The sequence below is a fragment of the Mycolicibacterium chlorophenolicum genome (genome assembly GCF_001044235.1).
Taxonomy (GTDB): Bacteria; Actinomycetota; Actinomycetes; order Mycobacteriales; family Mycobacteriaceae; genus Mycobacterium; species Mycobacterium chlorophenolicum.
Genome location: NZ_JYNL01000006.1, coordinates 29,762 through 41,540, shown reverse-complemented (window position 1 = coordinate 41,540; position 11,779 = coordinate 29,762). Strand labels below are relative to the sequence as shown.

10 protein-coding genes are annotated in these 11,779 nt (G+C 71.3%); 5 read left to right on the top strand and 5 right to left on the bottom strand.

Annotation, left to right across the window (positions count from 1 at the left end):
- The first annotated feature begins 108 nt into the window (after nucleotides 1–108).
- Genes MCHLDSM_RS02895 through cysC form a run of 4 tightly spaced genes read left to right on the top strand, consistent with a single transcriptional unit; the run spans nucleotide 109 to nucleotide 5,182 of the window.
- A complete protein-coding gene (locus tag MCHLDSM_RS02895; RefSeq protein WP_048468787.1) occupies nucleotides 109–1,521 on the top strand; it encodes a sulfatase family protein in 1,413 nt (470 codons plus the stop codon).
- Nucleotides 1,522–1,573: 52 nt separating this feature from the next.
- Nucleotides 1,574–2,374 carry a trehalose 2-sulfotransferase gene (gene stf0, locus MCHLDSM_RS02890; RefSeq protein ID WP_048468786.1) on the top strand — a complete coding sequence of 267 codons (801 nt, stop codon included), beginning with the start codon at nucleotides 1,574–1,576 and terminating at the stop codon, nucleotides 2,372–2,374.
- On the top strand, nucleotides 2,371–3,291 hold the full coding sequence (gene cysD / locus MCHLDSM_RS02885; RefSeq protein WP_048468785.1) for a sulfate adenylyltransferase subunit CysD: 921 nt from the start codon (nucleotides 2,371–2,373) through the stop codon (nucleotides 3,289–3,291). The genes stf0 and cysD overlap by 4 nt, the downstream gene beginning before the upstream one ends.
- A gap of 31 nt (nucleotides 3,292–3,322) precedes the next feature.
- Nucleotides 3,323–5,182 carry a sulfate adenylyltransferase subunit CysN gene (gene cysC, locus MCHLDSM_RS02880; protein WP_048468784.1) on the top strand — a complete coding sequence of 620 codons (1,860 nt, stop codon included), beginning with the start codon at nucleotides 3,323–3,325 and terminating at the stop codon, nucleotides 5,180–5,182.
- A 1-nt stretch (nucleotide 5,183) separates the two neighbouring features.
- Here cysC and MCHLDSM_RS02875 read toward each other — a convergent pair whose 3' ends face one another.
- A complete protein-coding gene (locus tag MCHLDSM_RS02875) occupies nucleotides 5,184–5,948 on the bottom strand; it encodes a trans-aconitate 2-methyltransferase (RefSeq protein WP_048468783.1) in 765 nt (254 codons plus the stop codon).
- Nucleotides 5,949–5,995: 47 nt separating this feature from the next.
- Here MCHLDSM_RS02875 and MCHLDSM_RS02870 point away from each other — a divergent pair, with 47 nt between their 5' ends.
- Complete coding sequence (locus MCHLDSM_RS02870) at nucleotides 5,996–7,201, top strand: alpha/beta hydrolase family protein (protein WP_407661966.1); 1,206 nt, start codon at nucleotides 5,996–5,998, stop codon at nucleotides 7,199–7,201.
- Here the strand turns inward: MCHLDSM_RS02870 and eccE are convergent.
- Genes eccE through MCHLDSM_RS02850 form a run of 4 tightly spaced genes read right to left on the bottom strand, consistent with a single transcriptional unit; the run spans nucleotide 7,140 to nucleotide 11,772 of the window.
- Nucleotides 7,140–8,108: a type VII secretion protein EccE gene (gene eccE, locus MCHLDSM_RS02865; RefSeq protein WP_048468781.1), complete on the bottom strand. Its 969-nt coding sequence runs from the start codon at nucleotides 8,106–8,108 to the stop codon at nucleotides 7,140–7,142. The two genes, MCHLDSM_RS02870 and eccE, sit on opposite strands and share 62 nt — an antisense overlap.
- On the bottom strand, nucleotides 8,105–9,478 hold the full coding sequence (gene mycP / locus MCHLDSM_RS02860) for a type VII secretion-associated serine protease mycosin (RefSeq protein WP_048468780.1): 1,374 nt from the start codon (nucleotides 9,476–9,478) through the stop codon (nucleotides 8,105–8,107). Before mycP ends, eccE begins: the two co-directional genes overlap by 4 nt.
- A gap of 3 nt (nucleotides 9,479–9,481) precedes the next feature.
- On the bottom strand, nucleotides 9,482–10,930 hold the full coding sequence (eccD, locus tag MCHLDSM_RS02855; RefSeq protein ID WP_048468779.1) for a type VII secretion integral membrane protein EccD: 1,449 nt from the start codon (nucleotides 10,928–10,930) through the stop codon (nucleotides 9,482–9,484).
- Complete coding sequence (locus MCHLDSM_RS02850) at nucleotides 10,915–11,772, bottom strand: ESX secretion-associated protein EspG (RefSeq protein ID WP_048468778.1); 858 nt, start codon at nucleotides 11,770–11,772, stop codon at nucleotides 10,915–10,917. Before MCHLDSM_RS02850 ends, eccD begins: the two co-directional genes overlap by 16 nt.
- Between the last annotated feature and the right edge of the window lie 7 nt (nucleotides 11,773–11,779).

The following is an 11,779-nucleotide window of genomic DNA, read 5'->3' as shown; positions in this document are numbered from 1 at the left end:
CCGCACCACCAGGGCCGGCTACGACCATGCAGCCTCACCCGACCCACCCGGGTCACAGCCCAACGTAACAACACGAAGTAACTGCAACTACGAACTTAAGGACGACCTGTGGGTGAAGCGAAGCGGGACAACGTTCTGCTCGTGCACTGGCACGACCTCGGTCGCTACCTCGGCGTCTACGGCCACCCCGACGTGACCAGTCCCCGGCTCGACGCGCTGGCCGCCGAGGGCATCCTGTTCACCGACGCCCACGCGACCGCGCCGCTGTGCTCGCCGTCGCGGGGCTCGCTGTTCACCGGTCGCTATCCGCAGAGCAACGGGCTGATCGGACTGGCCCACCACGGCTGGGAGTACCGCGCAGGCGTACGCACCCTGCCCCACATCCTCGCCGAAAATGGTTGGCATACTGCCCTTTTCGGGATGCAGCACGAGACGTCCTTCCCCTCGAGGCTCGGCTTCGACGAGTTCGACGTGTCGAACTCGTACTGCGAGTACGTCGTCGAGCGGGCCAGGAGCTGGCTCGCCGATCCGCCGGACAAGCCGTTCCTGCTCACCGCGGGCTTCTTCGAAACCCACCGGCCCTACCCGCACGACCGCTATGACCCGGCCGATCCCGCAACCGTGGACCTGCCGGAGTTCCTGCCCGACACCGATCCGGTGCGTCAGGACCTCGCGGACTTCTACGGATCGATCGCGGTCGCCGACGCCGCCGTCGGCCAACTGCTCGACACGCTCGCCGAGACGGGACTCGACCGCACCACCTGGGTCGTGTTCGTCACCGACCACGGCCCGGCGCTGCCCCGCGCGAAATCCACGCTCTACGGGGCGGGAACCGGCATCGCGATGATCATCCGGCCGCCCCGCGACGCCGCGGTGGCGCCGAGGGTCTACGACGAACTGTTCAGCGGGGTCGACCTGCTGCCCACGCTGCTCGACCTGCTCGGCGTCGAGGGGCCCCCCGAGATCGAAGGGCTCTCCCACGCAGGGCATCTGGTCGAGAACGCGACGCACACCGACCCGGTCCGCACGGCGGTGTACACCACGAAGACCTACCACGACTCGTTCGATCCGATCCGCGCGATCCGAACCAAGGAGTACAGCTACATCGAGAACTACGCGGCCCGGCCGATGCTGGACCTGCCGTGGGACATCGCCGACAGTGCACCGGGCCGTGCGGTCGAACCGCTGGTGCAGACGCCGCGGCCGGAACGCGAGCTCTACGACCTCGCCGCCGATCCGACGGAGTCCCACAACCTGCTCGCCGCGCAGCCCACCGGCAAGGCAGAGGCCATCGACAGAGCGGAGGCGATCGGCAGCGACCTGGCGCTGATGCTCAACGACTGGCGGCAGAAGACGGGCGACGTCATCCCGTCGGACTTCGCGGGTACCCGGATCGCCGCCCGGTACACCGAGACGTATCTGCTGGTGCGTGATCTCGAAATCCCAAGTCGCAGAGCGAATGCCGCCGAACGCGGAATCGTCGACCAGCCGCGATCGGGGCAAGAGTTTCCCTCAGCGTGATTGCAAAATCCGAGGGTGCGCAGCGCTGAAACCTCAGGCTAAGCTCACGCGCATGTCAGCCTCGACGGCATATCTGGTGCTCGCCTCCCAGCGCAGTGGCAGCACCCTGCTCGTCGAGTCGCTGCGCGCCACCGGCGTGGCCGGTGAACCGGGCGAGTTCTTCCAGTACCTGCCGACCACCAGTCAGTCGCCGCAGCCGCGGCAATGGTTCGAGGGCGTGCAGGACGAGTCGATTCTGCGGCTTCTCGATCCCCTCGACGAGGGCAAACCGGATCTCGCTCCGCCGGAGATCTGGCGGGACTACATCCGCACCGTCGGCCGCACGCCGAACGGCATCTGGGGCGGCAAGCTGATGTGGAACCAGACGCCGCTGCTGCTCCAGCGCGCCGAAGGACTGCCCGACCGGTCGGGCACCGGGCTGCTCGCCGCGATCCGCGACGTCGTCGGCACCGATCCCGTCCTCATCCACGTCTATCGTCCCGACGTTGTCTCCCAAGCGGTTTCGTTCTGGCGTGCGGTGCAGACCCGGGTCTGGCGCGGCCGGCCCGACCCGGTGCGCGACGCGCGCGCCGAGTACCACGCCGGCGCCATCGCCCACGTGGTCACGATGCTGCGCGCCCAGGAGGAGGGCTGGCGCACCTGGTTCGCCGAGGAGAACGTCGCGCCGATGGACGTGCCCTATCCGGTGCTGTGGCGCAACCTCACCCAGGTGGTGGCGTCGGTGCTGGAGGCCGTCGGCCAGGATCCGCGGCTCGCGCCGCCCCCGGTGCTGGAACGGCAGGCCGATCAACGCTCCGACGAGTGGGTGGACCGGTACCGCGCCGACGCGGAGAAGGAAGGCCTGCCCACATGAGCCCTGACACCTACGACACCGTCCACGTCGACGAGCTGCGACTGCTGGAGGCCGAGGCGGTGCACATCATCCGCGAGGTGGTCGCCGAGCTGGAACGCCCGGTGCTGCTGTTCTCCGCGGGCAAGGACTCGATCGTGCTGTTGCGGTTGGCGGAGAAGGCCTTTCGGCCCAGTGCCCTGCCGTTCCCGGTGATGCACGTCGACACCGGACACAATTTCGCGGAGGTCATCGAGTTCCGCGATCGGCGCGTCACCGGCGAAGGACACAAGCTGATCGTGGCGTCGGTGCAGGAGTCGATCGACGCCGGGCGTGTTCCCGATCCCGGTCCGGGTGCCTCCCGCAACCGCCAGCAGACCCGCACCCTGCTCGATGCGCTGGAGGCGGGCGGCTTCGACGCCGCTTTCGGCGGGGCACGCCGCGACGAGGAACGGGCCCGCGCCAAGGAACGCATTCTGAGTTTCCGTGACGAGTTCGGCCAGTGGGATCCCCGCGCGCAGCGTCCCGAGCCGTGGTCGCTGTACAACGGCCGGATCCGCAAGGGCGAACAGGTGCGGGTCTTTCCGCTGAGCAACTGGACCGAGTTGGACATCTGGCGCTACATCGAGCTGGAGAACCTCGAGCTGCCGTCGATCTACTTCGCCCACGAGCGCGAGGTGTTCGAGCGTGACGGCATCCTGCTGGCCGTGTCGGAGTATGCCGGACCCACCGACGGGGAGACGGCCGCGGTCGAATGGGTGCGCTACCGCACCGTCGGCGACCTGACCATCACCGGCGCCGTCCGATCGCGGGCCACCACGATCGACGGCGTGATCGCCGAGATCTCCGCGGCCACGGTGTCCGAGCGCGGGGAGACACGCGCCGACGACCGGACGTCGGCGGCGGCGATGGAGGACCGCAAGCGCGAGGGGTATTTCTGATGAGCGCTCGCGCGAAGAAGCGAGGATTCTGATGGGAACACGCCAGCTGCTGCGGATCACCACCGCCGGATCGGTGGACGACGGCAAGAGCACATTGATCGGACGGCTGCTGCACGACACCGACAGCCTGCCGCTCGACCATCTCGAGGCCGTCACCGACGCCGAGGGCATCGCCGACCTGGCGGCACTGTCGGACGGGTTGCGCGCCGAGCGGGAGCAGGGCATCACGATCGACGTCGCCTATCGCTTCTTCTCGACCGACACCCGCAGCTACATCCTCGCCGACACCCCGGGCCACGAGCGCTACACCCGCAACATGTTCACCGGGGCGTCCAATGCACACGTCGCGGTGCTGCTCGTCGACGCCAGGGCCGGGGTGCTGCGGCAGACCAACCGGCACGCCAGGATCGCGAACCTGTTGGGCATCAAGCACTTCGTCGCCGCCGTGAACAAGATCGATCTGGTCGACTTCGACCGCGAACGCTTCACCGAGGTCGAGGCGGAGCTCCAGAAGGTGGCAGCCCGGCTCGGCGGCGCCGACCTCACCGTCATCCCGATCGCCGCCAAGCACGGCGACAACGTGGTGCACCGCTCGGAGCACACCGGCTGGTACGAGGGTCCGACGCTGCTCGACTACCTGGAGTCGGTGGAGCTCTCCGCGCCGCACGCCGAGCCGCGCAGCCTGCGGCTGCCGGTGCAGTGGGTGTCGCGACCGACCCCCGAACAGCGCCGCCGCTACACCGGACGGCTCTCGGGCGGCACCCTGCAGGTGGGCGATGCGGTGCTCAGCCTGCCCGCCGGCACTCGGTCGACGGTCACCGTCGTCGACACCTTGGACGACGACCGCACCACCGCCGTTGCGCCGCTGTCGGTCTCGATCGAGCTGGCCGACGACATCGACGTCGGACGCGGCGACGTGTTCGTCAGCGGGGATGACGACGCAGCGCTGCCGGTGCTGGCCCGCGAGCTCGACGCGACCGTCTGCTGGTTCCGCGACAGCCCCCTGCGCGCGGGTGACCGGCTCGCGCTCAAGCAGGGCACCCGCACGGTGCGCGCCACCGTGCAGGCCCTGCATTCGCGGCTGGACCCCGAGACCCTCGACGACCTGGACAATCCGGTCGAGTTGGTGCTCAACGACATCGGCTCGGTGACGCTGCGGACCAGTTCGGTGGTGGTGGCCGATCCGTACGCCGAGAACCGCGACAGCGGCGCGTTCATCCTGATCGACGAGACCACCAACGACACGGTGGGCGCGGGTACCGTCTCCGAGCCGCGCGAGGTCAAACCGGGCGAGCAGACCCGCAACGACATCCGTTGGCACCCTTCGTCATTGGAGCGGGAGTACCGGCGATCGGCGACCGGACAGCGGGGTGCCACGATCTGGTTCACCGGTCTGCCCGCGTCGGGCAAGTCGACGATCGCGGTCGCGGTGGAGCGCGCGCTGGTGGACTCCGGTCAGGTGGCCTACCTGCTCGACGGCGACAACATCCGCCACGGCCTGTCCGACGATCTCGGCTTCTCGGCGGGCGATCGTGCCGAGAACATCCGCCGGGTCGGTCATCTCACCCGGCTGTTCGCCGACGCGGGCGTCGTCGCACTGGCCTCGCTGGTGTCACCGCTGAAATCGGACCGCGAGATCGCCCGCGCGCTCAACGACGCCGCGAAGCTGCCGTTCATCGAGGTGTACGTGGCGACCCCGCGGGAGGAGTGCGAGAAGCGCGACCCGAAGGGTCTCTACGCGCGGGCCCGCGCCGGGGAACTGAAGGGCCTCACGGGGGTGGATGCTCCGTACGAGCCGCCCGAGGACGCGGACCTCGTGCTCGACACCACCGCCGCCGACATCGACGCCCTGGTCGCCCAGGTGATCGAGCTGCTCGATCAGCGCCGCTGAGTCAGCGCACCTGCGCCACGACGAAGATGCGGCGGAACGGGAAGAAGGTCGTACCGTCGGCCCGCCGCGGATAGGCGGCGGCCAGCATCGGGATCAGTTCGTCCCGGAACCGGTGCCACTGGTCCTCGGAGAGGCGGGCGCGCACGGGGCGCAGCGAGGTGCCGTGGATCCACTCGAGCACCGGATGGTCGCCGGTCAACTCGTGCACATAGGTGGTCTCCCAGACGTCGACCGCACACCCCGCATCGCTGAGCAGGCCCGCGTAGCCGACCGGTGTGCGCACCACCTCGGGTGTGTCGAAGGGCAAGTCGTGCAACAGTTCTGCCCAGTGTGCGCGGTGGGCGAGGTCCCGCACCGCGGTGTGGGACGGGGCCTCGAAGTTGCCCGGCACCTGGACGGCGATCCACGCTCCGGAGCCCAGTTGTCCGGCCCACCGGACGAGTAGCTCGGGGTGCTCGGGCACCCAGTGCAGCGTCGCGTTGCTGATGACGACATCGGTCTCAGGCGTGGGAGCCCAGTCCCGGACGTCCCCCACGCGGGCGTCCACCCCGCGACCGCGCGCCGCCTCCACCATCTCCGGCGAGGAGTCCCAGGCCTCGACCACCGCGTCCGGCCAGCGCGTCGTCAGATCGGCGGTCAGATTGCCCGGCCCGCAGCCCAGGTCGGCGATGCGACGGGGTGCGTCCGCCCCCACGCGTGCCAGCAGGTCGTAGAACGGCCGACCCCGGTGGTCGGCGTAGGCGAGGTAGACGGCGGGGTTCCACATCGTGACAGTGTGGCAGTGCCGGTGTGCGCGCGGTTAGCATGCTGGGCGTGGACTCCACCGTCGCGTCCCCGCAGGAACCCGACGAACTGCCGCTGCCGGTTCCCGACGTCCCCGGGGCGGACGCGACCCGGCGCGGACTGCCGCGAAGGGTCGATCTGACGCTGCGCCAACGGCTGATCGTCGACTCGTCGGCGCTCGCCGACGTGGCGCTGCGCACCTCGATCGCGTCGCTGCTCAGCGTCACGATGGCACCGTCGGTGGCAGGCGCGCTGCGACGCTCACAGTCGGCCGCCGAGCGCGAGCACCTGGCGTTCTACGCCGAACTGGCCGCGGCCAAGGACCCTGAGCTGGCGTTCCCGGCTCCGACGTCGCTGCCGCGAGTGGCGTCCCGCCCGGCCAATCCGGTGGCCGAGTGGGTGGCGCACGGCAATGTGCGCAACATCCGGTTCGACAGCAGCTTCACCGCCGTGAACCCCGCGCTGCGCGAGCAGTGCGCCGGGTTCGTCCGCAACAACGTCGTGCACGCCCAGCACTGGCGCCACGAGGACGGCCCGCGGCCCACCCTGTGCCTGATCCACGGGTTCATGGGCTCGGCGTATCTGTTCAACGGTCTGTTCTTCTCGTTGCCGTGGTTCTACCGCTCGGGCTACGACGTGGTGCTCTACACGCTGCCGTTCCACGGCCGCCGCGCCGAGCAGTACTCCCCGTTCAGCGGGCACGGCTTCTTCGCGCACGGGTTCGCGGGCTTCTGCGAGGCGATGGCGCAGGCCGTGCACGACTTCCGCTCCGTACTCGACTATCTCGAGCACACCGGGGTGGACCGCATCGCCCTGACCGGCATGTCGCTGGGCGGGTACACCGCGGCGCTGCTGGCCAGCGTCGACGACCGCATCCAGGCGGTGATCCCGAACGTGCCCGTCGTGATGCCCGATCGCACCGTGGACGAGTGGTTCCCGGCGAACAAGGTCGTGGCGCTGCGGAACTGGCTCGCCGGCACCGACTCGTCGCTCACCGAGGCGGCGCAGATGTACTCGTCACCGCTGAACTACCGGCCGCTGCCCGCCAAGGAGCGGCGGCTCATCATCGCCGGTCTCGGCGACCGGCTGGCGCCGCCCGAGCAGGCGGAGATCCTGTGGAAGCACTGGGACCGCTGCGCCTTCCACTGGTTCCCCGGCAACCACGTGCTGCACGTCAGCCAGCCCGACTATCTGCGCCGGATGACGCGCTTTCTCGGTCCGTTGATGTTCGACTGAGCTGCGGACCGACGGGCCAGTGCAGATCCGCGAGCACCGCGGGCGGCACCGGGACCGGCGTGGCCGACAGCCGGCTCCCGGACGCGGGGTGCATGGCCGTGAGCGCAGGCAGATGCACACCGCGCTCGAGCGCGAGGCCGGGGAGCGCGGACCCGGCGTCCGGCTTCTCGGGCGTGCGTACGGCGCAGGCCACGGTGACCTCGGGATGCATTCTGCCGCCGGTCAGTTGGAGCACCGTCCAGATCTCCGTGGACCCGGAGGCCCACAGTGCGGCCAGCGTGTCGGCCAGGTCGTCGTCGGCGGCGATGCGGTAGGCGGCCAGAACGCCCCGGTCATCGCGCATCCCCCGCCACGTCTCCACCGCCTGCGCCGACACGGGCCCCACGGGGGCGTCGTCGACGACGACGCGCCCACCGAGTTCGCGCAGATGGTCCGCGAGGCGACGGGCCGCCACCGCCACCGTCTCGTAGACCGGGATCGATGACGAACGCGCCTGCAGCGCAGCGATGTTGCCCGCTGCGGCGAGGGTGAGTCCGATCCAGCTGGTGCGGACCCCTCCGATGTCGCGGCTGACCACGCGCACCGAGTCGAACCGAACACCATAGCGGTCCAGGTACGCGGCGACGATGCGCACGGGCAATGCGGTCACCTCACCGGACTCCACCCGCAGCGTGACGGTGGCGGACTCCGGGGACGGGCGGTCGGACTCGTCGTGACCGCGCCTGCGCCACAGCGCGATCCGCCGGCCGAGCAGCGTGGTCAGGAACAGTCCGCGCCACCGGGTGAACACCACGGCGACGACGGCCACGGCGACGCCGAACAGCCACCAGTCGGTGGTCGACCGCCACGGGTAGGCCATCGCTGCCGGGAGCACGGCGAGCAGCGCCAGGGTGAGGCGGGGGATCATGATGTCGCGTCCTTTCGTGTCGCACGCACGCCGATCACACAGAGCACCAGGAGAATCAGCACGCCCAAGCCGCTGAACGCGACGATGAGAGGCAGCGGATCCCGCGGTGGAGGCGGGGCGGGGGCCGCGAGTTGTCTCACGGCGGCGTCGGCGGCGGTGACCGGTGCGTCGACCGGCACGTCCCACGTCAGTGCCGCCACCGGGTCGACCACTCCGGCGCCGACGAGGTTCGACGGTGACCGTGCCGCGGCGCGTGCGGTACCGGTCAGCCTGCCCGTCACCTCGTCGGCGCCGAGTGTGGGAAACCTGCTGCGCAGCAGCGCCGCCACGCCGGCCACGTAGGCGGCGGCGTATCCCGTGCCGCGGGCGGGGGTCAGTTCGTCGCCGGCGGGGAGGCCGTTGGCCAGCGCGAGCGCCGGGTCGTTGCTCACCGAGGTGATGTCCTCGCCGGGTGCGGCGATCCCGATCCACGGGCCCGCCGCGGTGAAGGAGGACGGGCGGCCGTCGGCCGTCACGGAGCCGACCGCCAGCACGTACGGCTGCCACCAGGCCGGCACCGACAGGCTCGACACGCTGTCCCAGTTGCGCGAGTCGGACGGTCGGGCCGGATCGCTGAGCGGATTCGCCTGGCACGCAGCGGTTCCGGTGTCCCCGGCGGCCGCGACGATCACCGCGTCCTTGTCGACCGCCGCGTACCGCAGCGCGGCACCCAACTCGGCCTGGTCGATGTTCCGGTCGGCGGGCAGGCAGATGGCCGTGGGAATCGTGATGACGCGTGCGCCCAGATCGGCGGCGCGCACGACCGCACGGGCGAGGGCCTGCACCTCGACGGTCGCCCGGGCGAGGGCGGGGTCGGCTCCTGTGGCCCGCGGGGAGTACCTCGGCGAGTTCTGCCGGATCGACAGGATCCGGGCCGCGGGGGCGACCCCGGAGAAGCCGTCGGGCCCGGGCTGTCCCGCGATCAGGCCGGCCACCAGCGTGCCGTGTCCGTCGCAGTCGGTGAGACCGTCGCCCGCCGCGACGAAGTCCCCGCCCGGATCGACGTCCGGCAGCCGCGGACCCGGCGTCACGCCCGTGTCGATCACGGCGACGAGTTGGCCCTCTCCCCTGCTGTGTTGCCAGGCGTCGGACAGGTGGAGCGAGAACGGGTTCTGCGCCGTCGCAGCCGGGTCGGTCCCGGGGACCACCCCGCTGCCGGCGCAGGCGCTGCGCTGTTGCGTCCCGCCGACCGGCCCCGGGGTGCCGCTGGGCGGGGCGGCGACCGGATCGACCTGCGGCGGCGGGATCGCCCCGGCCGGCGGCGCGGCCGCCGCGAGCGCCAGCACCACCGCCAGCGCGGCGCCGGACCGTCGAAATCCCCTGCGCACCATGTTCTAGAAGCCGTTCACGACCCAGGTGAACAGGCCCACGAGGTACGCCATCACCGGGATCAGGGAGGCGTCCAGGCCCGCGGCGACGAACCCCAGCAGCCGCCGCGCCGGCAGCGAGTACGTGTCGGCCCGGGCGATCCGCGGATTCAGTGCGGCCACCACCCACGCCGCGACGAGTCCGGTGAGCACGGCGAGCGTCCACCAGGCCGCCACCTCGTCACCGGTGACGGCGAACGACACGAGCACCACGGTCGTGACCAGGAACGAGTGAACGAGCAGCCAGGCCTTGCATGCGGCGGAGTCCCACACGCGTGCCCGCAGCGCTGCGGCCGCCGCCAGCGCGACCACCAGGTACCACGCCCACGCAGAGGCGCCGCCGCCGTGGAACGCCGGCCACAGCAGCGCGGCCGACCCGGCGACGGCGAGCAGCACGCCTGCGGCCAGGAACCCGGTCTGGTGCGCATCGGTCGCGCGGACACGGCGCGGCAGGTCCTCGAGCACCCGCAGTGGCAGTGCGGACGGCGCCGGGTCGCCGGGCGCGGGAAGCGTGGGTACCGGGAGGCGGGCGCAGAACGCGGACAGCTGCGCGGCCTGCACCGTGAGGAGCAGCGCGGCCAGGATCAGGGCGCACCCGAGCTCGGTCGGCGGCAGCGTCCACAGTGCGGCGGCGGCTGCGGCGGGAAGCACGCCCAGCGCCGTCGCGGCGGTGGCGGTGAACAGCGCCAGGGCCCGCTCCCCCAGCGTGATGCTGATGATCGACCAGGCGGCCACACCGGCCGCACCGAGCACGACGGTCGACGGACCGAAGTCCCCGGGCACCGCCAGGGCGAACGCGGCGCCGACCGGTGGCAGGGCGGCGACGGCCAGCGCTGTACCCAGCCGCGGTGCCCGCGGCCTCGCCGTCAACGCCGCCACGACGCCGGCTGCCGCCACGGCGGCCACGACGAACAGCCCGATCGCCTCCCCGGTGGCCGCGCGGTGCGCCGCCGCGAACGCGGTCGCGATCAGCATCAGGCCCGTCACCGCGGCGGTGGCGCCGCGCCGGATGTCCGCAGTGCCCCAGGGGCGTTCGCGGGAGGCCGAGAAGATCACCGCCGCGTCGGCGATGTCCTCGACGATCCGCGGTGCCGGCGGACCGACCGGGACGGGTTGCAGTGCCAGCAGATCCCCGTCGACCACACCCACGGTGGTCAACGTCGCGTCGAGGCTGAACGGGACGCCGCCGATCGGCGCCAGGCTCACCGGCACGGCGGCACCCGCAGCGTCGTCGGCCGGAGAGACCAGACGCTGCACCGCCGGGATGAGTTCGCGCAAAGGCAGTTCGGCGGGCAGCGCGATGTCGGTCATCCGCGCGCCCCCGCGGTCGTCGGTGGTGAGCACGGCGACGCGCACGATCGGCATCACCGCGTTGCGAGAGGTGGCGATGCCGTCGTCGGCTACAGCGGAGGACATGGTTGCTTCTGCCTTTCGTCGAAGTCTCGGGTGACGGGGTGGTCGGGGAACCACGGCCCGTCGGGAAGTTCGGCGGTCAGGCGCTCGACCGCGGCGGCGATCGCCGGGGCGGAACCGGGTGCGAACGTCGAGATCCATTCGCCGTCGAAGGCTTTCGAGGGACTGACCAGGACCCGGCCCCGTGCGGTGTCCACGATGCTCACACCGACGTCGGTGCTGACGCGGTGGCCGTCGCGGTGCTGCCCCGCGATCACCTCCACCGACGTGCCGCCGTCCTCGAACGCGGCCACCACCACCGGACGTGCGGACGGCGGGATGCCGAGGTGGTCCAGCAGGGCGTGGACCGGGGCGCCGTTGCGGATCTTCTGGTCGGCCGCGGCGCCGGCGCGCGCCGGCAGCGAGAACGGGTCGAAGCGGGCGGGCGGCGCACCGGTCAATCCGGCCGTCAGCGCCGGAACCAACGCCTGCGGGTGGTCGACGTCGACCGCGCTGAAGGTGACCAGGCTGCCGCTGCGCAGCGCGACGACGGTGCCCGAGGCGTCGCGGACGATGATGCCGCGCAGCATCGCCGCGCGAAGCGCGACGTACCGGAGCTCCAGCCACTCAAAAGGGCGACACACCAACCGGATCCAGCGTGCCACCGACGGCTCGACGGCGCCGTCGGGGCGCAGCACCCCCATCCGGCTCAGCGTGTCGGTCTGGTGCCTCTCGAACTCCGCGCGCTGCGACAGATCGGTGTACGGCGGCGTGATCGCGAGCACCCACGGGAAGGATCCGGCCCCGAGAACGTCAGCGAGGAACCAGGCGCCGTCGGCGCTGAGCTCGACGGCGTCAGTGCCCACGAGCCCG